The organism is Microbispora cellulosiformans (genome assembly GCF_008728085.1).
GTDB lineage: Bacteria > Actinomycetota > Actinomycetes > Streptosporangiales > Streptosporangiaceae > Microbispora > Microbispora amethystogenes.
This window is the reverse complement of record NZ_VYTZ01000002.1, coordinates 778100-799968: the sequence shown is the minus strand read 5'-3', so window position 1 is coordinate 799968 and position 21869 is coordinate 778100. Positions and strand designations below refer to the sequence as shown.

The following is a 21869-nucleotide window of genomic DNA, read 5'->3' as shown; positions in this document are numbered from 1 at the left end:
CCGGGAATGACACCGGGGGTTCCCGTGTTGCCGCAGCCATGGTCATCGGATTCATCGGCAGCGGCAAGATCGGCGGCACCCTGGCGAAGCTGGCGGTCGACGCCGGCCACTCAGTGGTGCTGAGCAACTCCCGCGGGCCCCAGACGCTCTCCGACCTCGTGGCCCGGCTGGGCCCGGCCGCGCGTGCCGCAACCCCGGCCGAGGCCGCGGAGGCGGGCGACATCGTCGTCGTCACGATTCCCTTCGGGCGATACCGGGAGGTCCCGGCCGAGCCGCTGAGAGGGAAGACGGTGATCGACACGAACAACTACTACTTCGAGCGGGACGGTCGTTTCCCCGAGATCGACTCGGATGAGACCAGCGACAGCGAGGTGCTCGCCGCGCACCTGCCCGAGGCCCGCGTCGTGAAGGCCTTCAACTCCATCAGCCACGTCCACCTGGCCGAGCAGGGCCTGCCCGCGGGCGCGGAGAACCGGCGGGCGCTGCCCATCGCGGGTGACGACGCCGAGGCGAAGAAGCGGGTCGCCGAGCTGATCGACTCCTTCGGCTTCGACGTGGTCGACGCCGGCCCGCTCGCGGAGGGACGCCGCTTCCAGCGGGACAGGCCCGCGTACGGCCCGCGTCTCACCGTCGCGGAGCTGCGCGCCGCCCTCGCCGAGGCCTGAGCGCCGATCCCGGGCCGGCCTGGATCGGCGGCCCGGGACGGTTCGGGCGGCCGGTCAGCCGGTCTCGAAGGCGATCCGGCCGGTGAGCCAGCGGTAGAACTTGATCGAGAACCTGACCCAGTGGGCGATCACCGTGCTCAGATGCTCCCTGGTCACTCCCGCGCCGATGTAGAGCTGGGAGTCTCCGACCAGCCGGAGGGCGCCGTTGTCCTGGGTGAAGGTGTAGACCTTCGGCCACATGGTGTCGGCGTTCCACTCGTTGAGCGCCGTGAGCAGCATCGGCTTGTCGTCCACCGAGTACGGCCTGTCGTAGAAGGTGCGGACCGTGAACAGGTCTCCCTCCTTGCCGAACAGGAAGAAGATGGTGAGGTGGGCGGTGGAGATCGCCAGGTCGCCCTCTGTGTCTATCGTGTGCTCGATGTCCAGCTCGTCCAGGATCTCTTCGACGAGTTCCCGGTCCGGCTGGACGACCGCTGGGGAAGGCGTCACGGATCCCATCCTGCCGCATCGGGCGTACGCCACGGGGGCGGTCGTGACAGGGGAGCCGGCAGAGGAGTGAGGCGGTCACCGATCCGGGGCGTGTGGTAGGGGCGCTTACCGAAAGGTGATTGAACGGCCACGAAGCGTCACTTACGCTCACGCCATGAGCATCCCCACCGAACCCATCGGCAGTATCCCCCGCCCCGCGTCCCTCTTGGCCGCTCTGGCCGGTCACGCCGAGGGGCGGGTGAAGGACGGCGAACTCGCCGCGCGGCAGGAGGAGGCCGTCGCCGACACCATCGGCAGGCTGGAGCGGATCGGCTGCCCGGTCGTGGTCGACGGCGAGCAGGCCAAGCCGAGCTTCGCCACCTACCCCGTCGCGGGACTGGAGACCCTCGCTCCGGACGGTGCCGTCATCCCGTTCGCCGACGGCCACACCCGGCAACTGCCCCGGCTCGCCGAGGGGCCGTTCCGCTACGCCACCCGCGCCGACACGTACCTGCTGGCCGCCCGGCGGCACACGGACCTGCCGGTCAAGCAGGCGGTGATCGCGCCCTCCGCGCTGAGCCTGCTGTATCCGGCCGAGGGGCTCGACGGCTACCCCCGTGAGGAGTTCCTCGACGATCTGGCCGCCGAGGCCGAAGCGGACATCCGTGCCTGTCTCGACGCGGGCGCCCACGTGGTGCAACTGGACTTCACCGAGGGCCGCCTGTCGCTCAAGCTCGACCCCTCCGGCGGCCTGCTGGACGATTTCGTCGCGCTCAACAACCGGGTGCTGGAGCGCTTCACGGCGGCCGAGCGCGCCCGGATCGGCGTGCACACCTGCCCGGGCGGCGACCAGGACTCCACGCACAGCGCCGATGTGGACTACGTCGATCTGCTGCCGAGGCTGTTCCGCCTGCAGGCGGGCAACTTCTACGTCCAGCTCGCCAGCGAGCCCGACCGGGAGCGGGTGCTCGCTGTCATCGCGGACGTCCTCCCGGCCGACGCCAGGATCTTCGTCGGCGTCGTCGATCCGATCGATCCCGTGGTCGAGACGAGCGAGCAGGTGCGCGACCGCGTCCTGGAGGCCGCCCGGCACATTCCGCCCGAGCGGCTCGGCACCTGCGACGACTGCGGGTTCGCGCCGTTCGCCGACGACACCTCGACGTCGCGGGAGACGGCGTTCGCCAAGATCGACGCTCGGCTGGAGGGCACCCGGCTCGCCGCGGATGCGCTGGGGCTGTGACCCGTCAGGGGCGCGCAGCGGCCTCCACCTTGGGCGGCTCGGCAACATAGCCCTCCGAGAGGATCCACTGGGCGACGGCGGCGTACCCGTCGGGGTCGTCGGGCGCGACCGTGGCGAGGCCGTCGACGTAGCGGTTGAACATGCAGAAGGCCGCGGCGATGAGCACGGTGTCGTGGATCTCCAGGTCGGTCGCGCCCTCGGCCAGCGCCGCGGCCACCTCCTGCTCGCCGACCTCGCGCCCGCCGCGCTGGACGGCCGCGGCGATGTCCAGCAGGGCCCGCAGCTTGGCCGGGATCGGGGCCGTCGCCGGGTCCCGCCGCACCTGCTCGACGAGCGTCATCCCCTGCGGCAGCTGGGCGGCGGCGAAGGCGGCATGGGAGGAGTAGCAGAAGCGGCACTCGTTCAACGCCGACACGTACGCCGCGATCAGCTCCCGCTCGCCCCGTGACAGGGTGTTGTCACCACGAAGCAGCGTCTCCACGAGCGCGTTGAGCGGACGTGCGGTCTCGGGACGGAACTCGAAGAGGCCGCGGATTCCCGGCGCGTCCGACCCCAGGGTGATGTGAGGCATAACCGCTCTCCTTTGCCGGCGGATGAGGAACAGGCGTTCTTCCAGCAGCGTCGGACGGCACAGCGCCCCGCGACAACTCCCCCCGTGCTCACCCGGCCCCCCACCGCGCTCACGACGCCCGGTGAGATCGACCTCACCGAGGTCCACCGCCGGGTCCTCCCGGCGTGGCGGCCGGTGATGGGCTCCTGGGTGCTGATCCCCGTCGACGACCTCGGGCGGTAGGTTCTCCCGATACCGGGAAGCCGGATCAACCCATCGGGATCGGAGCTCTGGCAGATGTAGGGACTGTGCGACGTCACGATGAACCGGATGGCTGGGAAGTGCTCCTTGAGCCATTCCCCGATCTTCTTCTGCCAGCTCATGTGAAGGTGCACGTCGATCTCGTCGATGAGGACGACGCCGGGCAGATGGACACGCAATCGATCTGCCGCTGTGGGGTCGGGGCGATAGGCGTCGTGCCCGGCGATTCTGCTGCCTTGCTTGTCGGTGTAGACCTGATCCATCTGCCTGATCGGGTCCAAGACAAGTGCGGTGACCGTACGGTAGCCGTCATTCATCTCGCGCAGTGAGATGACATGGCCGTTCCGCCCTACCCACAGACCTTCGCTGTCGACTCACTGGATGCGAAACTCGATGGCATCCTGGAAGACCTCCTCACGATGCTCGGAGACCATGATCACGTTTCTTGCGTGGGATTGACTGGGAAGAAATGTCTCGACGCGAGGACGTGAGTCGAGTACTGTACGTAACGACGCCGCCGCTTTTCGGAGCGGTTGGAAGTGGGCCCGGGAAGATCCCTCCGGAGGTGGGGTCCCGGGCTCGCGGCTTTCATGGGCCGATTCGGTGGATCTCGATGCGCCCGTCCAGTCGCTTGAGGTAGCCGGGATCTCCGATGCGGCTAGCCACCACGGCTCCCGCCAGGCAGTCGGCCATCCAGAGCAAAGGCTCCAGCGCGCCAACCATGTGGCGGATGCGAGCCCGCTCGGGCACCCGCCGCCGCGCGAGCAGCGCGTCCATGAGGTCTCGATCTCTCTTGTTCTGCGATGCCTCACGAGATTCAAGGACGATCTCTGCGACTCCCGACCTGGACAACTCCTATAGCAGCCGGTCCAAACACTTTCGGCGCCGTCGCTCAGTGCTCGCGACTGGGTCGCCTTCGTGCACCACGACGCAGAAGAGCGCGTCGAGGTCGTCGATGACGGCGATGATCTCCATGCGCCTGCACGCCGACTCCTTGGCCCAGTGCAGCTTGCGCTCGCCACGGACATGAAGTGCGGCCATCCGACTGCGCATGAAGGAGACGGCTTCGGCACAGACAAGTACGGCGGCGAGGATGTACACGTTTGGATCGAGGGCCGAGTTGGACTCGGACTCGTCGACGAAGGCAATCCAGCGTTGTCCGTCTGTGATCGGGGGAGGCGGGAGTATGGCGAATACAATACGCAATCACTTGGATACTCATCGCACACGGCTGCCACCTCCTGCACAGGGCGAGAAGATACGGGGTGCCTTCGTGCCGGCTCGCAGGTCACCATCCGATGCGCCGGAGAACCGCTTTCGCACAGGTCGGCGGGGGCAGGTCCGGCCCATACAGCATGGCCAGCAGGCCGAGCAGGCGGATGGTTCCGTACGAGGCGTCGAACAGCGGCGTTGGCTTACGTAGAACGCGCTCTCGGGCGTTGACCGAACCGGCCGCGAACCCGGCGACGGAAGGATAGGTCCCGGGCTCGCGGCATCCGGGTCCTTGTCGTCGAAACTCAGCACCGAGAAGGCGCCTTCCAGGCCGCCATGAGCAGCGGCTGTCAGGAGGAGGACCTGGAATGACGTTGGGCCAGGTCGCGGCCCGGAGGATGTCGTCAAGCTGGCGACATTTACGCCTGGTGCTCCGACGGCATGGCGTAGCACGTGTTCGTCTACAAGGGCGTGTAGCGTCGGCGCTCGCGGCCCCACCAAGTAGATCTTCCGCGCCATCCGAGCATCCACGTGCCTGCTCACTTCCTCGGCGGTCAGCTCCGGTCTGGCCGCGGAGATGATCTCGTGAGCGTAGCCCTCGTTCTGAAGTAGGCCGGCCCGAGGATCGGCTCCCCACTTGCGGATCGTCGTGCACTCGGTCTCGAGCCCGATGTAGCTGCCGGTGAAGACATCGGAGTAAGCGGTCCACCACCCTCACCCGCCGGCGTCCTTGCCGAGCCGGACCAGACCGGCCTTCCCGGTGCCGTCCACGCTGTACAGATCGCAGGCCTTGCCGATATCGGCCGCGCCTGGAAGAAATCGCGCGTTCTCGACTCGCTTGAGCTTGGATCGGCTCCAGCCGAGTTGGCGAGCGGCCGCATCGGACGGCCCGGGCGGAACCGTGACTGGGACGGGCACCGCGACGGACGTGCATCCCTTCTGGGAACCGGTCCTCGGAAAGTGGCTTACCGCCGACTGGCTGAAGCTGGGCATGTGGCTACGCACCGGCTCGGGCACCCATTCCAGGTCACCTCGGTTGCAAGATAGACAGCTCGCACACGGATATACAAACCTGACCTCTGCCCATCTGCACACCTATCATGTGCTGGCGGGCTCTACCTCCGTCCTCCTTCACGACAGTGGATGCCGGATGGGCTGGCACATGTCCACCTGCACCCGCCGGCTGCGCCAGGTGAGGTGGGGCCCAGCGGCATTCTGTCCTGGCTGTTGAATATTGAAGGAAGTGATGGAATTTAACAAATTTCCTGAATGGATGCAGGAGTTTCGTGATCCGCCGCCAAGCTGGGCACCGCCGGAAGAACTGACGGTGCCCACGCCGGTGCCATCGCTGAACCTTGCACTATCGATTCTGGCGAGCCCGGTTATCGGGAATGATCTCGTCGAACTTGTCGGTTCGTGGATCTCTGCGATGGCCAGACTGAACATGTGGTACAAGGATCCTGGCCGACGCCCACTCCGCAAGGGTGAGCTTCCTCAACTTCTCGTGTTGTCAGGCAACGTGGCCGGCGAGATCTACGGTTTTTGGCAGGCGTATCTGCGTGCCCTTGAGAACCCGTCTTCGGAATACGGTGATCGTGAGTACCAGGCCTTGCTTGACGCGGTTCGTGATGGGACGCATGCCATCCACGCTGCAATGACATAAGTCCCATGGTCCACCGCAGGACGAGGGCCGGCCTGCCGCCTGCAATACGCTGAGGTGCCGCTGGTCGGACACTCTGAACTCGCCCACGCTCGGCCGCTGTTGAACGCGGCCCATTCCGACGAGCGGCTGCGCGAGCTGTTTCCCTATGCCGGCCACGGCGCGCTGCGCCTTTACCGGGATGTTCGCGACACGTCGCTGGGGGAGCTTCGGCTCGTGCCACTGCCTGGCAGAAGGTTCCGGGTCGAGGTGACCTGGAACGGCTCGGCGGCTGAAGCGGACTCACTACAAGAAGCGGTCAGGACAGCCCGCTCTTATTTGCCCTGACCGTCCGGGTCAGTCGGCGGACCCGGGCGGGTGAGGATGTGTGGGGGGATGGGGTGGTGGGCTGCCCGGGGGTCGGTTACGGGGGGTTGCCACGATGTGGTGAGCGGCAGGATTCCGGCCCAGACGTCGTGCGGGTCGTCGGCGTCGTCGGGGTGGCCTTCACGTACCTTCACCGACGCCTCGTCGAGGGGGATCGCCGAGATCGTGGTCGCGGCGAGTTCCCTGCGGTTCGGCCGGCGGGCGTGATCCCACTGGCCGGGAGCGACGTGTTCGGTCAGGAGGCGCAGGGCGGCGAGCTTCTCGTCGCCCTCCAGCACGCGTGGCACGCCGTAGATCATCGCGCTGCGGTAGTTGACCCCGTGCTCGAAGACCGAGCGGGCCAGCACGAGGCCGTCCACGTGGGTGACCGTCACGCAGACCGTCGTGCCCCGGGTGAGGCTCCGGCTGGCCACCGAGCCGTGTACGTAGAGATGGTCGGCGTCGAAGCCGTAGACGGTGGGCACGACCATCGGGTCGCCGTCCACGACCACGCCCAGATGGCAGACGAACCCGGCCTGGAGAACCTCGAACAGCGCCTCCCGGCCGGTGCGGCCCTGCTCGCGCAGACGGCGATGCCGGGTCCGCTCCGTGGCCGACAAAGGGTCGGGCAAAGGGGCCGACAAAGGGGCTGACGAAGGAGCCGACAATGAGGCGGACGAAGGGGTGGACGAATCGCTCATCGGGGGATATTCAACCAGTGAAGCGTGCGGCCCGCCCGGCGGGCACGCCGGGCGGGCCGATCAGCGCGCATCGAGCAGGGTCAGGCCGCCGAGGTGGGACCCGACGTCCGGGGAAAACGGATGACGTTCCCGCCCGTGTAGGCCTTGAGGTCGACGATTTTCCTGTCCCGCTTGGGCCTGCGGCGCAGCGCGGGCCTGATGTCCCTGACCTTCGCGAGCGACGGCACCACCGTGACCATGTTGCATCCCCCCGACCGTGATGGTTCCGTTACCTTTCCGAATAGATACAGGAGGACGGGTAAAGCGGGCGTAAAGCTTCAGCCGTCACAGGAGTCTCAGTAGGGCAGGCGCCGTCCGGAGGGCGTGCGCAGGTCGAGATCGGCGGCGGGCCGGCGGATACGGCGAGGCCTCTGGATCCTGGTACGTTTCATGACCCTTGTCCTTCCGTGACACACGCAGACTATTCGCCCCGCCCGCCGCCGTCCTCCTGTTTTTGCACGAGCGGCCGTTTTCGCGGTTCCGCCAGGTCAGACCCCCGAGCCGGGGACCGTACGGCTGATGACGCAGATCCGGTTCCAGGCGTTGATCTGCGCGACGGCCACGATCAGCGCGGCCAGTTCCTCCTGGGAGTAGTGCCGCGCCGCCTCCGCCCAGACCTCGTCCGGCACCGGGTCGGGCCGGTCGGCGAGCCGGGTCCCGGCCTCGGCCAGCGCCAGCGCGGCCCGCTCGGCGTCCGTGTAGTACGGCGCCTCCCGCCAGGCGGCCACCGACCACAGCCGCTCGTCGCTTTCCCCGGCCTTCTTCGCGTCCCTGGCGTGCATGTCCACGCAGAACGCGCAGCCGTTGATCTGGCTGGCCCGGATCTTGACGAGCTCCAGGGTGGCGTGTGGCAGGCCGCATCCGTGCAGGAACCGCTCCACCCCCCGCATCGCCTCGATCGCCTCCGGGGCCAGCTCACGCACACGGATTCTCGCGGTCATCGTCGGTTCCTCGTCTCGTCGGCCCGCGTCAGGCGGGCGAGTTTCTCCGGATTGAGGACCATGTCGACGGTGGTGATCCGGCCGTCCGCGACGGTGAGCCCGATCACGGTCACCAGCCGGCCCTCGCGGTAGCGCAGCAGCCCGGGCCGGCCGTTCACCGAGGCGGGCACGATCTCGAATCGGCCGAACCTGCGCAGGCCCATCAGCAGCCGGGCGACCTTGGCGGCGCCCAGGACGGGCCGCCGTGCCGCGCGGACCACTCCGCCGCCGTCGCTGCGCAGCACGACCTCCGGGTCGAGCAGCGCGAGCAGCGCGCCGACGTCGTCGCCGAGACAGGCGCGGGCGAAGGCGTCCACCACCCGCCGGTGCGCGGAGGGATCCACGTCGAATCGGGGAGCGCGGGACGCGACGTGCGCCCGCGCCCGGGCGGCGAGCTGCCGGCAGGCGGCCGGGCTGCGCCCGACCGCCTCGCCCACCTCGGCGAACGTCAGGCCGAACACGTCGTGCAGCACGAAGGCGGTCCGCTCGGCCGGGCTCAGCGACTCCAGCACGACGAGCATGGCCATGCTGATCGACTCGTCCAGCGTCACCCGCTCGGCGGGCCCGGTGGCGACAACCCCACCGGTCACGGGACCGGTGAGAACGGGCTCGGGCAGCCAGGGCCCCACGTACTCCTCCCGGCGGTGCCGGGCCGAGCGCAGCACGTCGAGGGCGAGCCGGGAGACGGTGACCACCAGCCACCCGGTCTCGTCCTCGATCTCCGCGCCGCCCTCCTCCTGGTGGCGGCGCAGCCGCAGCCAGGCGTCCTGCACGACGTCCTCGGCCTCGTCGAGGCTTCCGAGCAGCCCGTACGCGACGCCGAGCAGCCGGGGCCGCAGCGCCTCGAACCCGGCGCCCCCATCGGTCACGCTGTCGATCACGCCGTCGTCATGGTCGTTCACGTCGTGAGGACGAGACAGCCCCTCCATGTGTGACATCGCCTCGCCCCCGAGGTCAGGCGGAGTCGCGCACGACCAGCGTCGTGGGGAGGATGACCGGGTCGACGCGGTCGGCTCCGTCGACCAGTTCGAGCAGCAGGCGTACGGTCTCCTCGGCGACCTGGGCGAGCGGCTGCCTGATCGTGGTCAGCGGCGGGTGCGTGGAGACGGCGATCGACGAATCGTCGAAGCCGCCCACCGCCACGTCGTCGGGCACCCGCCGGCCCGCCGCCCGCAGCGTCGCCAGGGCTCCGGCCGCCATCAGGTCGGAGGCCACGAACACCGCGTCGAGGTCGGGCGTGCGCTCCAGCAGCCGCGCCATCGCGCTCTCGCCGCTGAGCCGGCTCCAGTCGCCGTGCTCGATGAGCCGCCGGGACGCCTTGCGGCCGAGCACGTCGGCGAAGCCCTCCAGCCGCTGGATGCCGCCCGGGGTGTCCATCGGGCCGGTGATGGTGGCGATCCTCCTGCGTCCCTGCTCGACCAGGTACCGCGCCATCTGCCGGGCGCCTTCGCGGTCGTCGGCGGCGGCGTACGGGATCGCGTTCTCCCGTCCGACCACCGCGCCCTGCGCGACCGCCGGCACCCTGGTCTTCACCAGGGCGTCCGCCAGCGCGTCGCCGGCGTGGGCGGACACCAGGAAGACGCCGTCGGCGTGGCCGCCGCGCACGTAGCGCAGCACCCGCTCGCGGTCTCCGTCGTCGCCGGCCAGCATGACGACCAGCGAGACGTCGCGCTCGGCCAGGCGGCGGATCGCGGTGCGGATCAGCACGCCGTAGTTGGGGTCCTCGAAGACCTTCTCGTGTGGTTCGGACAGCACCATGACCACCGACCCCGTCCGCCGCGTGACCAGGCTGCGGGCGTTGCGGTTGACGATGTAGCCGGTCTCGGTGATCGCCCGGCGGACGGCGGCGTGGGCGGCGGGGCTCACGTACCGGTCGTCGTTGAGCACACGGGAGACCGTGCCGCGCGAGACGCCGGCCGCCGCGGCGACGTCGTGAATGGTCGGACGCTTCCCCATATCCGTAATTGTCCCCCGGCCGATCAGCGCGTTTCCCCCGCTCGTCAGCTTTTCACGGCTCCGCCGGACAGGTCGGCCCGCCAGTGGCGCTGCATGGTGAGGAACAGCGCGACGAGCGGGACGAGCGACAGCAGCGTCCCCGTGATGATCAGGTTGTAGAGCGAGGGCTGGTTGGCTCCGGCGGCGAGCAGGGTGTAGAGGCCGACCGTCAGCGGGAACCGGTGGTCGTCGCCCAGCATGATGAACGGCAGCAGGAAGTTGTTCCAGATCGCGACGAACTGGAACAGGAAGATCGTCACCATGGCCGGGGTGAGCATCGGCAGCGAGACCCGGCGGAACAGCCGCCACTCGCCCGCGCCGTCCAGCCGGCCCGCCTCCAGCAGCGACGCCGGGATCGCGGCCCGCGCGTAGATCCTGGCCAGATAGACGCTGTACGGGCTGAGGATCTGGGGCAGCAGCACCGACCAGTAGGTGCCGGCCAGGCCGGCCTCGGAGAACAGCAGATACTGCGGGATCGCGAGCACGACGGGCGGCACCAGGATCCCGCCGACGAGCAGGTTGAAGATCAGGCCGCGGCCGCGGAAGGCGTACGTGGCGAGGGCGTACCCCGAGACGGTCGCCACCGCGGTCGCCAGGACCGCGCCGCCCCCGGCGTACAGGACGGTGTTGAGCAGCCACAGCCAGAAGACGCCGTCGCGGTAGGCGAACAGGTCGGCCAGGTTGGACAGCAGGCCGGTGCCGGGCGAGAAGGTCGGGGTGGAGAACAACTCGGCCTTCGACTTGGTGGCCGCGACCACCACCCAGCTCACCGGGAACAGGGTGTAGACCGCGCCCAGCACGAGCACCCCGGTGGGGACGATCCCGGCCGGCCGGCGTGTCCCGGCCGGCGTGGCGGCGGTCATCGGCCCTCCCCGACCCATCAGTCCTCCCCGAACGCGTGGTTCTTCACGATCCGCAGGAAGCCGAACGACACCACGAGGGAGATCCCGGCGATCACCATGGACGTCGCGGCGGCGGAGTGGAGGTCGCCGGTGACGAACGCGTCGCGGTACACCTTCATCAACGGGCTCCAGGTCGAGCTGATCGTGTTCGTCAGCGGCCGCAGCGTGGTCGGCTCGGTGAACACCTGGATGGTCGCGACGACGGAGAACACGGTGGTGAGGATGATCGCCGGGACCAGGATCGGGATCTTGATCCGCAGCGCGATGCCCAGTTCGCCCGCGCCGTCGATCCGGGCCGCCTCGTAGTACTCGCGCGGCACGGCCCGCAGGTTCGTGTACAGGACCAGCATGTTGAAGCCGGTGCCGCCCCACACCGCCACGTTGGCCATCGAGAACGTGACCAGGCCGGCGCTCAGGAACGGGTGGTCGCCGAACGGGCTGAGCCCGGGCAGGTAGAGGAACCCCCACATCAGCGTGGCGGCCACCCCCGGCACGGCGTACGGCAGGTAGATCGAGATCCGGGTGATCCGGGCCAGCCGCACGTGCGCGGCGTCGAGCATCAGGGCGAACACCAGGGCGAGCCCCAGCATGAGCGCGAGCACGAGCGCGCCGTAGCCGAGGACGCGCAGCCATCCGGCCCACAGTTCGCCGTCGCCGATCGCCGCGGCGTAGTTGCCGAGCCCGGCGAAGACCTCCGTACGGGCGCCTGCGCCGAGGCCGAGACCGGAGACCTTGGTGCGGCGCAGGCTCAGATAGGCGGTGTAGCCGATGGGCAGGGCCATGAAGAGCGTGAACAGCACCATCGCCGGGGCGAGGAACAGGTAGGGCACGGCCCCCGCGCGGGGAGCCCCCTGCCGAATCCGCGTCGTCACTGGGCGGCCGTCACTGGGCGAGGGTGAAGCCGGTCTTGCGCATGTCCGCGACGGTGGCGTCCTGCATCGTCCGGACGGCGGCGGTGAAGTCCGACCTGTCCGCGACGGCCTTGTCGAACGCGTCCCGGTAGGCGTTGTACGTCACGTTCACGTCCGGGCCGAAGGTGAAGCCGCGGGCGGTGGCGCCGATGGCGGCGGCCTGCTTCCAGAAGTCGGGCTGGTTGGAGAAGTAGCCGGGGGCCTCGGTCATGAGCGCGGCGCCCTTCGTGGAGGCCGGGTAGACCGCGCCCTCCTTGATCAGCAGCCCGAGCGCCTGCGGGTCGGTGTTCAGCCAGGTGGCGAACGTCGCCGCCGCGGCCCTGGCGGCCGACTTGGCGGCGACGGCGGTGGAGGAGCCGCCCCAGAAGCCGCTGTGGTTCTCGCCGGCGTTCCACTGGGGGAGCGGCGCGACGGCCCACCTGCCCTTGCCCTTCGGCGCGTTGCTGGAGAGCACACCCGGCCCCCACACCGCCGACGGCCAGGTGAGCAACCTGCCGTCGTTGAGCGCCTTGTTCCATTCCGGGGTGAAGTAGGGCGTGTCGTCGATGACGCCCTCCTTCACCAGGCCGCCCCAGTAGGAGGCGACCTTCCTGGTGGCCTCGTCGTCGACCGCGACCTTCCAGGCGTCGCCGTCGATCGACCACCACTGGGCGCCCGCCTGCTGGGCGAGCCCGGCGAACCAGCCCGGGTCCTTGCTGGAGAACGTGCCGAGGAAGACCTTCGGGTCCTTCCGGCGTACGGCCCGGGCGGCCTCGGCGTACTCGGCCCAGGTCTTCGGCACCTCGATGCCGTATTTGTCGAACAGGTCCCTCCGGTAGTACAGCATCATCGGCCCGCTATCCTGGGGGACCGCGTAGACGGCGTCGGTGCCGAGCGTCACCAGCCCCCAGACGCCCTCGCCGAACTCGCCCCTGGCCTTCGCGGTCTCCGCTTTGATGTCGGCCACGGCGCCGGCGGCGACGAAGGAGGGCAGCATCTGGTATTCGGCCTGGACCAGGTCAGGCGGGTTGCCCGCCCTGGCGGCGGTGAGGAACTTGGCCGCCGCGTCGTCCCCGCCCGCCTGCTTGCTCACCGTGACCTGGATGTCGGGATGGGCCTGGTTCCACACGCTGACGATCTTGTCCATGTTCGGAACCCAGGTCCAGTACGTGAGCGTCACCGGGCCGCCGGACGCGGCGCCGCCGCCGGTCGTGGCGGACGGCTCGCCCGAGCCGCCGGAGCAGGCCGCGCCGAGCGCGGCGACGAGGATCGCGGCCGTGGCCAGCGCTGACCGGTACACGCGCATCTGTTCCTCCAGGCGGGGGAGAGCGTCTGGGAGCGTTCACAGACTGAAGAGTCGCTACCGCGCTGTCAATGGCCGTTACGTGGTTGTTAACGGTCCTCCCTTATCTGGGTGAATCACCTCAGACCTTCTCGGAGTGGTCGTTGTGGACTACTGTGCACGTTCACAGAAGAAGAGCTGAGGGGGAGACGTGCCCGGTTATCCCGTCCTGCCCGCGGGCCTCGCCTACGGCGGCGACTACAACCCCGAGCAGTGGCCGGAGGACGTGTGGCGGGAGGACGTCCGGCTGATGCGGGAGGCCGGGGTGAACCTGGTCACCGTGGGCGTCTTCAACTGGGGGCTGATCGAGCCGCGGGAGGGAGAGTTCGACTTCGCCCGGCTCGACCGGATCCTCGACCTGCTCCACTCGGCGGGCGTGTACGCCGATCTCGCCACCCCCACCTCCTCGCCGCCCACGTGGTTCCGCCACCGTTACCCCGGCAGCCGCCTCGTGAACGAGGAGGGCCGCGTGCTCGGCGGGGGTTCCCGGCACAGCTTCTGCCCCAGCTCGCCCGACTACGCCGCCGCGTCGGAGCGGGTCGTCGCCGCCCTCGCCGCCCGGTACGCCAGGCACCCCGCCGTGGCCATGTGGCACGTGCACAACGAGTACGGCTGGGCCAACGCGCACTGCCACTGCCCGGTCTCGGCCGGGGCGTTCCGCGCCTGGCTCAGGGAGAAGTACGGCGAGGTCGGCGCGCTCAACGCCGCCTGGGGGACCGTCTTCTGGGGGCTGACCTACGGCTCGTTCGACGAGGTCGAGCCGCCCGTCGCCGCACCGCCCGGCCTCCTCACCGGCCTCCGGCTCGATTTCATGCGCTTCTCCGTCGACGCCCACATCGCCTGCTTCCGCCGGGAGCGCGAGACGATCCGCCGCTTCGCCGGCCAGCCGGTCACGACAAACTTCATGATCCCCAACTGCAAGCCGATGGACTACTGGCGCTGGGCGGAGGAGGTCGACGTGGTGGCCAACGACCACTACCTCGTCGCCGAGCGCCCCGACTCGCACATCGAGCTGGCCCTGGCCGCCGACCTGACCCGGTCGGTCGCCGGTGACCGCCCGTGGATGCTCATGGAGCACTCGACCGGCGCGGTGAACTGGCAGCCGCGCAACGTCGCGAAGCGGCCGGGGGAGATGCGCCGCAACACGCTCGCCCACGTGGCGCGGGGCTCGGACGCGGCGATGTTCTTCCAGTGGCGCGCCTCCCGCCACGGCGCGGAGAAGTTCCACTCGGCGATGGTGCCGCACGCCGGCGCGGACTCGGAGGTCTGGCGTGACGTGGTCGCGCTCGGCGCGGACCTCCGCCGTCTCGGCGGCGTGCGGGGGGAGCGGGTGACGGCCGAGGTCGCCCTGGTCTGGGACTGGGAGTCCTACTGGGCCGTCGAGTTCGAGTGGCGGCCCTCGGCCGACCTGCGCTTCCGGGACCGGGTGGAGGCCTACTACGAGGCGCTGTGGCGCGAGCACGTCACCGCCGACTTCGTCCACCCGTCGGCCGACCTGTCGCCGTACCGGCTGGTCGTCCTGCCCAGCTCCTATCTGCTCGGCGAGGCACCGGCCAAGAACCTGCACCGCTACGTGGAGGCCGGCGGCCACCTGCTGGTCTCCTGCTTCTCCGGGATCGTCGACGAGAACGACACCATCCACCCGGGGCCGCACCCCGGGGCGCTGCGCGAGGTGCTCGGCCTGACGGTCGAGGAGTTCCACCCGCTCCGCGAGCACGAGACGGTGCCGCTCCGGCGATCACAGGAACCGGACGGCCCGGGCCCGGCGGGCCGGATCTGGTCCGAGCGCGTACGGCTCGCGGGGGCGCGGGCCGTGCACGAGTTCGCGGGCGGCCCCGACGCCGGGCATCCCGCGGTCACCCGGAACGACCTGGGCGGGGGCACGGCGTGGTACGTCGCCACCGCGCTCGACCCGGCGCCGGGCGACGGCGCGCACGACGCCGACCTGCGCGGGCTCGTCGTCCGGATCCTCGACCACGCGGGCGTGTCCCGGCCGCGCGGCCTGCCCGACACCCTGGAAGTCGTCCGGAGGGGCGACCACCTCTTCCTCCTCAACCACGCGGACGCCGCGGTGACGGTCGGCGGGGTGACCGGAACGGGCGTGCTGGACGGCGCCGCCTACACGGGGTCGGCGACGGTGCCCGCCGGAGGCGTCGTCGTGGTCCGCCTGTGAAAACACATGAAAGTGCGTGAAAACACCTGAAATCAGCTGAAATCTCCCCTGGTGCTGCCGGGGGCGGGGGATCCTTTCGGGGGAATCCATCACATCCTTCCCTGACCGGAGGACACATGAGAAAGTTCCTGGCGGCGCTCGTCGCCTGCGCCGCCGCGGCTCTGGCCGCCGGGCCGCCGGCGCTCGCCGCGGCCCCGCTGACCATGCTCGGCGCCGACGTCTCCTCCGTACAGCGCGCCCTGGATCTGGGCGCGAGGTACTACGACGCGGCGGGCAACCAGAGGGACCCGCTGGACATCCTCAAGGGCGTCGGCGTCAACTACGTCCGGCTGCGGATCTGGAACAACCCCGCCAGCGGCTACAACAACAAGGCCAAGGTGCTGCAGTACGCGAGGACGGTCAAGTCCAGGGGCCTCAAGCTGCTGATCGACTTCCACTACTCCGACACCTGGGCGGACCCGGGCAAGCAGTACAAGCCCGCCGCCTGGTCCGGCCACGGGATCGGCCAGTTGCAGAGCGACGTCTACAACTACACCTACGACGTGTGCTCAAGTCTCAAGGCGCAGGGCACGACCCCCGACAGCGTGCAGATCGGCAACGAGATCAACGTCGGCATGCTGTGGAACGACGGCAAGGTCGTCAACAACGACTTCACCAACCTCAGCCTGCTGCTCAAGGCGGGCTACAACGCGACGAAGGCGTGCAACGGCGGCACCCAGGTGATCATCCACACCGCGGACGCCGACAGCGACGCCAACGCCCGCTGGTTCTACGACGGCATCAGGGCCAAGGGCGTCGCCTGGGACATCACCGGCCTGTCGTACTACTGCATGTGGCACGGCACGCTGTCCAACCTCTCCTACGTGATCTCGGACATGCGGTCCCGCTACGGCAAGCCCGTCGTCATCGCCGAGACGGCGTATCCGTTCACGGCCGACAACGCCGACTCCACCGGCAACTCGGTCACCTCGGGATGCTCCGGGTACGGCCTCACCTGGCAGGGCCAGGGCGCGGAGTTCGCGGCGGTGCAGAACACGGCCCGCGACGCGGGCGCGATCGGCGTCTTCTACTGGGAGCCGACCTGGTACGCCGTGCCCGGCAACGGCTGGGACCCGGCCAACATCAACGGCAGCGGAGACGGCTGGGACAACATGGCCGTGTTCAACTGGACCGGCCACATCAACCCGAACGTCAGGTGGACCCCGTAGGCACTCGTGTCAGGCGGGCCGTCTCGCGGGGAGCACCCCCTTGCGCGGCCCGCCCCGGCATCCGGGCCGCCTCTACCCGAACAGTTCGTCGACCGAGGTGATGACGGCGGCCCCGCGAGCCCAGGCATCCAGTTGCTCCGGGTCCTCGCACAGGCGGATCCGCTCGCGCGCCTCGTCGGAGATCCGCAGGCCACGAGATTCGAGCACGAGGAGAATCGCCTTCGCCTCTCCTCTCGCCTCACCCCTTTCCAGCCCTCTCGCCTCGCCCGCCGCCGCCCGGTCCTCGTCAAGCGTCGCGAGCCCGGCCAGCAGCGCTTCCAGGGCGGGCCCGTCATCTGCCTCCTCGGCGTGGGCCACGACCGACATCACCGTGAGCTCGGGGCAGGTGCGCGCGACGGTGGGGTCGGCCGCGCTGCACCTCCACGATGACGGCCATGGTCGCCTTGCCCTTCTCGTCGCGGACCACGACGACCGAGTCGGCCCGGCGTTCGACCGGCACCGGCTGGCTGCTGTCCACCGCTTCCACCCGGGCGGCCGTGAAGGGCGGGATCGGTTTCCCGGTCGCGACGTGGAGGAGTTCCAGCGCGGTCTCCGGCCGGTTGTGGATGAGGGCGATGGGCATCTCGTGGTCGAGTCCAGGCATGGGCGGGATATTACTCTTGGTCACATCCCGGCTACTGGGAGTTCTGGTAAGTCTGTGGGGTGAGCCGGAGGGGGTTGGGGGCCGTTATGGAGAGCATGAGAACTTCACGTGCCGCGCTGCTGTCGCTGGTGGTTCTTTCCATGGCGGCCCTGACGGGCCCTGCCGAGGCGACGACGGCGCCGAAAAGGCCGCTGGTCGAGCTGCGCGAGCAGGGCGGGTTCGCGGGGCTGGACAACCGTGTCCGTGTTTATGCCGACGGCTGCGCCCTGCTGAGCCGCCGTACGGGCCCGGTCACGCGCAGGTGCCTGACGGCGTCCGAGTGGCGCGGGCTGCGCGGGGCGTTGAAGAACCTGCGGCTCGGCCGGTCCGAGGCCCCGCCGCAGGGGGCCGACTTCCTCGCGTACGGTCTGACCTACCAGGGGCGCCGGGTCACCCGATACACGGTGCCGTCGTCCTGGCGGCCGGTGGTGGAAAGGCTGGAGAAGATCCTGGTGAAGTACCGGCCCCGTTAGCGGTGGTCAGGACTCGGGGACGGCCTCCCACTCGCGGCAGTGGCTGAGCGCGTAGTGGTGGTAGATCATGCCGATGGCCGGGTGCGGCCAGCCGGGCATCGCGTCGACGGCCGTGTCGCCGGTGGGGGGAGGGGCGGGCTCGCCGATGTCGGCGGCGGTGACGGACTGCCCGCCCGGACCGCAGACGCAGCCGGGGCTGCCCTCGTGGTCGATCACGTCGTCGATCGGCATCACGTGTACGAACCTGTCCATCCACATCACCCGCCCTTGACCAAGGATTGCGGACACATTACCTGAAACTGTCATAAACGGGAATAACCTGCGCAAACTCCGCCCCAGCAGGACCATTGATTTTTGTTGGGATGGACGGCAAACTAACTCCACAATCGCCGGATGAGCTTGATGGAGTGCCGCAATGCCGTACCGCCCCCCGTTGGTCGCGCGCGAGTTCTTCGTGGCCGATCCTCCCGAGCTACCGGTGCGTGAGCCGGGCGAGACGGGCCTGTCCGCGCTGACCGGCGCGGAGGTGGTGGCCGCCGACGGGCAGGGCGTGACGCTCAAGGGCTCCACCTCGGCGGAGGAGACGCTCGTCGTGCAGATCTCGGCCGCGGGCGAGGGGGTGATCCGGGTGCGGCTGTCGGAGGACCCCGACGCCCGCACCCGGTCCGCCCGCGCGATCGGCATGGTCACCCCCGGCGAGTACGCCGGGACCGTCGTGGAGGCGAACCACAGCCGCGTCGTCGTCGACGCCGGGTCGCTGCGCGCCGAGGTGCGGCTGAGCCCGTGGAACCTGCGCTTCACCGACCGGGCCGGCCGGACGCTGGTGGAGCAGGACCCGGGCCACCCCGACATCAGCGGCCGCCTCCGCACGCTGCCGTTCGGCCGCTCCGCCGTCGACGGCGCCCCCGTCGCCTACCACGACACGTTCCTCGCCCCGGCCGACGAGGCGTTCGGCGGGTTCGGCGAGTCGTTCACGCCGCTCGACAAGCGCGGCCAGCGCCCGCTGATGTGGAACTTCGACGCGTTCGGCGCCGAGTCGCAGCGCGCGTACAAGAACGTGCCCTTCTACCTGTCCAGCAGGGGATACGGCGTCTGCGTCGACAGCGGCACGCCGGTCGAGTTCGACATGTGCCAGTCCACCCACAGCGCCGTGCAGATCGTCGTGCCCGACGACCTCATCGACTACTACGTGATCGCGGGGCCCACCCCGGCCGAGGTGCTGGACCGGTTCGACGGGCTGACCGGGCGGCCGGAACTGCCGCCGAAGTGGGCGTTCGGCACCTGGATCTCCTCGGGCTTCTTCCGGGACAGCCAGGAGCGGGTGCTGGAGCGCGCCAGGAAGATCAGGGAGCGCGGCATCCCCTGCGACGTGCTGCACCTCGACTGTTACTGGCAGGCGGACGGCCACTGGTCCGACCTCCAGTGGGACCCGGAGACGTTCCCCGACCCGGCGGGCATGCTCGCCACGCTCAGGGAGCAGGGCTTCCGGGTCTGCCTCTGGATGAACTCCTACATCTCGCATCTCAGCCCGGCCTTCGCCGAGGCCGCCGCGAAGGGCTACTTCCTCAGGCGGCCCGACGGCGAGACGTACGTCGCCGACACCTGGCACGGCTCCTATCCCGCCTGCGGCATCGTCGACTTCACCAACCCCGAGGCCGCCGAGTGGTTCAAGGGACTGCTGCGCGACCGGCTGCGCGAGGGCGTCGCGGCGTTCAAGACCGACTTCGCCGAGGGCGTGCCGGCCGACGCGGTGGCGTTCAACGGCATGACCGGCACCGACCTGCACAACGTCTACACGCTGCTGTTCAACGACCTCGTCGCCGAGGTGACCCGTGAGGTCAACGGGCACGGCCTGGTCTGGGCGCGCTCGTCCTACCTCGGCGGCCAGCGCCACTCGGCCCAGTGGAGCGGCGACGTCGACACGACCTACCCCGCGATGGGCAGCACGATCAGGGGCGGCCTGTCGCACGGTCTCTCGGGTGTCCCGTTCTGGAGCCACGACGCGGGCGGCTTCACCGGCACGCCCACCCCGGACCTCTACATCCGCTGGTCGCAGTTCGCCGCGCTGTCCCCGCTCGTACGGTTCCACGGCACGACCACCCGGGAGCCCTGGGAGTTCCCGCCGCACGCCGAGCAGGCCGCCATCGAGGCCCTGCGGCTGCGGTACCGGCTCATGCCGTACATCTACTCGGCGGCGGTCACCGCGGCCGAGACGGGCGCGCCGATGCTGCGCGCGCTGTGCGTCGACCACCCGGACGACCCGGTGGCCTGGCAGGCCGATCTGGAGTACCTTCTCGGGACCGACCTGCTCGTCGCCCCGATGATCTCCGCCGACGGCACCAGGAAGGTCTACCTGCCCTCGGGGGTGTGGGTGGACTACTGGACCGGCGAGACGGTGGACGGCGGGCGCTATGTCACGGTGTCGCCGCCGCTCGACCGGATCCCCCTGTTCGGACGGCACGGCTCGATGGTCCCGGTCACCGAGCCGGGGGACACCGTGGCCGACGACCCGCGGGTATCCCTGCTCGTCTTCGGCCTGCCGGAGCGCGAGAGCCGTACGACGATCAGGGACCTGGACGGGGACACGAGGGTCAGGGCGGTGTGGGACGGCGAACGGCTGACCGTCACCGCCGACGGCCCCAAGCGGATCGGCGGCGTCGAGTTCGCCGGCCCCGGCGCCCCGGTCGTCATCAACTGAAGCGATACCCCCTGGAGAACAACCATGGTCAAGTTAGGCAGGAGCGCGGCGGTGGCGGCACTGGCCGCGGCCGTCCTGGCGCTGGGCGCGTGCGGCGGAAGCGACGGCAAGTCCGAGGGCGGCGGCGCGAGCGGCGGTGGTTCCGCGGAGGCCAAGACCCTCACCCTCTGGCACTACGAGACGGGCAACAGCGCCATGGGCACCGCCTGGGCCGAGGCGATGAAGGAGTTCGAGGCGAGCCACCCCGGCGTCAAGGTGAAGTTCGAGGAGAAGGGCTTCGAGCAGATCCAGAAGACCGCCGGCATGGTCCTCAACTCCGACGAGGCCCCGGACATCATGGAGTACAACAAGGGCAACGCGACGGCCGGTCTGCTGTCGAAGCAGGGCCTGCTGACCGACCTGACGGAGGAGGCGACCAAGCGCGGCTGGGACAAGCTGCTCAGCCCGTCGCTGCAGACCACCGCGAAGTACGACGAGCGGGGCATCATGGGCTCGGGCAAGTGGTTCGGCGTGCCGAACTACGGCGAGTACGTGATGGTCTACTACAACAAGGACATGTTCGAGAAGGCGGGCGTGAAGGTGCCCACCACCTTCGACGAGTTCACCGCGGCGCTCGACACGTTCGCGAAGAAGGGCACCACGCCGATCGCGATGGCGGGCGCCGAGTACCCCGCCCAGCAGCTGTTCTACCTGCTCGCCCTGAACAAGGCCAACCGCGCCTGGATCGACTCCTTCGAGCTCTACAAGGGCAAGGTCGACTTCCATGGACCCGAGTTCACGTACGCCGCCCAGACCATCTCCGACTGGGTGAAGAAGGGCTACATCGCCAAGAACTCGGCCGGCATGAAGGCCGAGGACATGGGCGTGGCGTTCATCGGCGGCAAGTTCCCGATCATGGTGTCGGGCAGCTGGTGGTTCGGCCGCATGCAGGAGGAGATCAAGGGCTTCAAGTGGGGCTCCTTCCTCTGGCCGGGTCAGTTCGCCCCGGGCTCCAGCGGCAACATCTGGGTCGTGCCGGAGAAGTCCAAGAACAAGGACCTCGCCTACGACTTCATCGACATCACGATGAAGAAGGAGGTCCAGAACCTGCTCGGCAACTCCGGCGGCATCCCGGTCGCGGCCGACCCCGCCGCGATCACCGACGAGCAGAACAAGGAGCTCATCGAGAACTTCAACAAGCTCTCGACGCAGGACGGCCTGGCCTTCTACCCCGACTGGCCCGCCCCCGGCTACTACGACGTGCTCGTCTCCGGCGTGCAGGAACTGATCAACGGCGACAAGAAGCCGGAGGAGGTCCTGGACGAGATCGCCCAGCCCTACAACGACAACCTCGCCGACATCGGCAACTAGGAGACCCGCCGCATCTTCCTCCGACCCCGGCGGCG

28 protein-coding genes are annotated in these 21869 nt (G+C 69.5%); 10 read left to right on the top strand and 18 right to left on the bottom strand.

Annotated elements, in window-relative coordinates:
- Positions 1 to 38: 38 nt before the first annotated feature.
- Positions 39 to 665 carry an NADPH-dependent F420 reductase gene (locus F5972_RS07605; protein WP_150932422.1) on the top strand — a complete coding sequence of 209 codons (627 nt, stop codon included), beginning with the start codon at positions 39 to 41 and terminating at the stop codon, positions 663 to 665.
- Between the two features lie 54 nt (positions 666 to 719).
- Here the strand turns inward: F5972_RS07605 and F5972_RS07600 are convergent, their stop codons facing one another.
- Entirely contained in the window at positions 720 to 1154 is a 435-nt protein-coding gene (locus F5972_RS07600; RefSeq protein ID WP_191909987.1) for a type III secretion system chaperone family protein, read from the bottom strand.
- A gap of 154 nt (positions 1155 to 1308) precedes the next feature.
- On the opposite strand from F5972_RS07600, the gene F5972_RS07595 reads away from it, so the two are divergent.
- Positions 1309 to 2373: a cobalamin-independent methionine synthase II family protein gene (locus F5972_RS07595; RefSeq protein WP_150932416.1), complete on the top strand. Its 1065-nt coding sequence runs from the start codon at positions 1309 to 1311 to the stop codon at positions 2371 to 2373.
- Positions 2374 to 2377: 4 nt separating this feature from the next.
- Here the strand turns inward: F5972_RS07595 and F5972_RS07590 are convergent, their stop codons facing one another.
- Together F5972_RS07590 and F5972_RS39275 are read right to left on the bottom strand one after the other, a co-directional pair.
- Positions 2378 to 2908 carry a carboxymuconolactone decarboxylase family protein gene (locus tag F5972_RS07590; protein WP_225311270.1) on the bottom strand — a complete coding sequence of 177 codons (531 nt, stop codon included), beginning with the start codon at positions 2906 to 2908 and terminating at the stop codon, positions 2378 to 2380.
- Positions 2800 to 3306, bottom strand: a complete 507-nt coding sequence (locus F5972_RS39275) for a hypothetical protein (protein ID WP_404803041.1) — start codon at positions 3304 to 3306, stop codon at positions 2800 to 2802. The genes F5972_RS07590 and F5972_RS39275 overlap by 109 nt, the downstream gene beginning before the upstream one ends.
- Between F5972_RS39275 and F5972_RS37885 the strand changes: the two genes are divergently transcribed.
- On the top strand, positions 3232 to 3513 hold the full coding sequence (locus tag F5972_RS37885; RefSeq protein ID WP_225311273.1) for a hypothetical protein: 282 nt from the start codon (positions 3232 to 3234) through the stop codon (positions 3511 to 3513). The two genes, F5972_RS39275 and F5972_RS37885, sit on opposite strands and share 75 nt — an antisense overlap.
- Before the next feature lie 259 nt (positions 3514 to 3772).
- On the opposite strand, the gene F5972_RS37880 is transcribed toward F5972_RS37885, so the two are convergent.
- The 4 genes from F5972_RS37880 to F5972_RS07575 form a co-directional block, all read right to left on the bottom strand.
- A complete protein-coding gene (locus F5972_RS37880; protein ID WP_225311243.1) occupies positions 3773 to 3961 on the bottom strand; it encodes a hypothetical protein in 189 nt (62 codons plus the stop codon).
- Between the two features lie 78 nt (positions 3962 to 4039).
- Positions 4040 to 4285 (bottom strand): hypothetical protein, encoded by a 246-nt coding sequence (locus F5972_RS37875; RefSeq protein ID WP_225311242.1) that lies wholly within the window; start codon positions 4283 to 4285, stop codon positions 4040 to 4042.
- 117 nt (positions 4286 to 4402) lie between these two features.
- Entirely contained in the window at positions 4403 to 5068 is a 666-nt protein-coding gene (locus F5972_RS39270; RefSeq protein WP_225311268.1) for a DUF5753 domain-containing protein, read from the bottom strand.
- 42 nt (positions 5069 to 5110) lie between these two features.
- Positions 5111 to 5413 (bottom strand): helix-turn-helix domain-containing protein, encoded by a 303-nt coding sequence (locus F5972_RS07575; protein ID WP_150932410.1) that lies wholly within the window; start codon positions 5411 to 5413, stop codon positions 5111 to 5113.
- A 229-nt stretch (positions 5414 to 5642) separates the two neighbouring features.
- Here F5972_RS07575 and F5972_RS07570 point away from each other — a divergent pair, with 229 nt between their 5' ends.
- Together F5972_RS07570 and F5972_RS07565 are read left to right on the top strand one after the other, a co-directional pair.
- Positions 5643 to 6059 carry a hypothetical protein gene (locus F5972_RS07570; protein ID WP_150932408.1) on the top strand — a complete coding sequence of 139 codons (417 nt, stop codon included), beginning with the start codon at positions 5643 to 5645 and terminating at the stop codon, positions 6057 to 6059.
- A 54-nt stretch (positions 6060 to 6113) separates the two neighbouring features.
- Positions 6114 to 6383, top strand: a complete 270-nt coding sequence (locus tag F5972_RS07565; RefSeq protein ID WP_150932406.1) for a DUF6193 family natural product biosynthesis protein — start codon at positions 6114 to 6116, stop codon at positions 6381 to 6383.
- Here F5972_RS07565 and F5972_RS07560 read toward each other — a convergent pair.
- The 8 genes from F5972_RS07560 to F5972_RS07530 all read right to left on the bottom strand — a co-directional run bounded on the left by F5972_RS07560 (position 6371) and on the right by F5972_RS07530 (position 13214).
- Positions 6371 to 7033 carry a pyridoxamine 5'-phosphate oxidase family protein gene (locus F5972_RS07560; RefSeq protein WP_225311241.1) on the bottom strand — a complete coding sequence of 221 codons (663 nt, stop codon included), beginning with the start codon at positions 7031 to 7033 and terminating at the stop codon, positions 6371 to 6373. The genes F5972_RS07565 and F5972_RS07560 overlap by 13 nt on opposite strands.
- A gap of 149 nt (positions 7034 to 7182) precedes the next feature.
- Positions 7183 to 7341 (bottom strand): hypothetical protein, encoded by a 159-nt coding sequence (locus F5972_RS36980; protein WP_191909986.1) that lies wholly within the window; start codon positions 7339 to 7341, stop codon positions 7183 to 7185.
- 288 nt (positions 7342 to 7629) lie between these two features.
- On the bottom strand, positions 7630 to 8082 hold the full coding sequence (locus F5972_RS07555; RefSeq protein ID WP_150932402.1) for a carboxymuconolactone decarboxylase family protein: 453 nt from the start codon (positions 8080 to 8082) through the stop codon (positions 7630 to 7632).
- Positions 8079 to 9023 carry an RNA polymerase sigma factor SigJ gene (sigJ, locus tag F5972_RS07550; RefSeq protein ID WP_225311240.1) on the bottom strand — a complete coding sequence of 315 codons (945 nt, stop codon included), beginning with the start codon at positions 9021 to 9023 and terminating at the stop codon, positions 8079 to 8081. The genes F5972_RS07555 and sigJ overlap by 4 nt, the downstream gene beginning before the upstream one ends.
- 52 nt (positions 9024 to 9075) lie before the next feature.
- Positions 9076 to 10077, bottom strand: a complete 1002-nt coding sequence (locus F5972_RS07545) for a LacI family DNA-binding transcriptional regulator (protein ID WP_150932398.1) — start codon at positions 10075 to 10077, stop codon at positions 9076 to 9078.
- 44 nt (positions 10078 to 10121) lie between these two features.
- Complete coding sequence (locus F5972_RS07540) at positions 10122 to 10979, bottom strand: carbohydrate ABC transporter permease (RefSeq protein ID WP_225311239.1); 858 nt, start codon at positions 10977 to 10979, stop codon at positions 10122 to 10124.
- Between the two features lie 17 nt (positions 10980 to 10996).
- Complete coding sequence (locus tag F5972_RS07535; protein ID WP_225311238.1) at positions 10997 to 11890, bottom strand: carbohydrate ABC transporter permease; 894 nt, start codon at positions 11888 to 11890, stop codon at positions 10997 to 10999.
- Between the two features lie 10 nt (positions 11891 to 11900).
- Positions 11901 to 13214 carry an ABC transporter substrate-binding protein gene (locus F5972_RS07530; RefSeq protein ID WP_150932394.1) on the bottom strand — a complete coding sequence of 438 codons (1314 nt, stop codon included), beginning with the start codon at positions 13212 to 13214 and terminating at the stop codon, positions 11901 to 11903.
- A 187-nt stretch (positions 13215 to 13401) separates the two neighbouring features.
- Between F5972_RS07530 and F5972_RS07525 the strand changes: the two genes are divergently transcribed.
- On the top strand, positions 13402 to 15423 hold the full coding sequence (locus F5972_RS07525) for a beta-galactosidase (protein WP_225311237.1): 2022 nt from the start codon (positions 13402 to 13404) through the stop codon (positions 15421 to 15423).
- Positions 15424 to 15539: 116 nt separating this feature from the next.
- Positions 15540 to 16631, top strand: coding sequence for a glycoside hydrolase family 53 protein (locus F5972_RS07520; RefSeq protein WP_150932392.1), 1092 nt, complete (start codon positions 15540 to 15542; stop codon positions 16629 to 16631).
- A 72-nt stretch (positions 16632 to 16703) separates the two neighbouring features.
- Here the strand turns inward: F5972_RS07520 and F5972_RS07515 are convergent, their stop codons facing one another.
- Together F5972_RS07515 and F5972_RS07510 are read right to left on the bottom strand one after the other, a co-directional pair.
- Positions 16704 to 16988: a hypothetical protein gene (locus F5972_RS07515; RefSeq protein ID WP_150932390.1), complete on the bottom strand. Its 285-nt coding sequence runs from the start codon at positions 16986 to 16988 to the stop codon at positions 16704 to 16706.
- Entirely contained in the window at positions 16963 to 17274 is a 312-nt protein-coding gene (locus tag F5972_RS07510; RefSeq protein ID WP_150932388.1) for a hypothetical protein, read from the bottom strand. The genes F5972_RS07515 and F5972_RS07510 overlap by 26 nt, the downstream gene beginning before the upstream one ends.
- A 95-nt stretch (positions 17275 to 17369) precedes the next feature.
- Here F5972_RS07510 and F5972_RS07505 point away from each other — a divergent pair, with 95 nt between their 5' ends.
- Positions 17370 to 17786 (top strand): hypothetical protein, encoded by a 417-nt coding sequence (locus F5972_RS07505; protein WP_150932386.1) that lies wholly within the window; start codon positions 17370 to 17372, stop codon positions 17784 to 17786.
- A 6-nt stretch (positions 17787 to 17792) separates the two neighbouring features.
- Here F5972_RS07505 and F5972_RS07500 read toward each other — a convergent pair whose 3' ends face one another.
- Positions 17793 to 18038 carry a hypothetical protein gene (locus F5972_RS07500; protein WP_150932384.1) on the bottom strand — a complete coding sequence of 82 codons (246 nt, stop codon included), beginning with the start codon at positions 18036 to 18038 and terminating at the stop codon, positions 17793 to 17795.
- 163 nt (positions 18039 to 18201) lie between these two features.
- On the opposite strand from F5972_RS07500, the gene F5972_RS07495 reads away from it, so the two are divergent.
- Positions 18202 to 20484, top strand: a complete 2283-nt coding sequence (locus tag F5972_RS07495) for a TIM-barrel domain-containing protein (RefSeq protein WP_150932383.1) — start codon at positions 18202 to 18204, stop codon at positions 20482 to 20484.
- A gap of 24 nt (positions 20485 to 20508) precedes the next feature.
- On the top strand, positions 20509 to 21834 hold the full coding sequence (locus F5972_RS07490) for an ABC transporter substrate-binding protein (RefSeq protein ID WP_150932380.1): 1326 nt from the start codon (positions 20509 to 20511) through the stop codon (positions 21832 to 21834).
- The last annotated feature ends 35 nt before the right edge of the window (positions 21835 to 21869 follow it).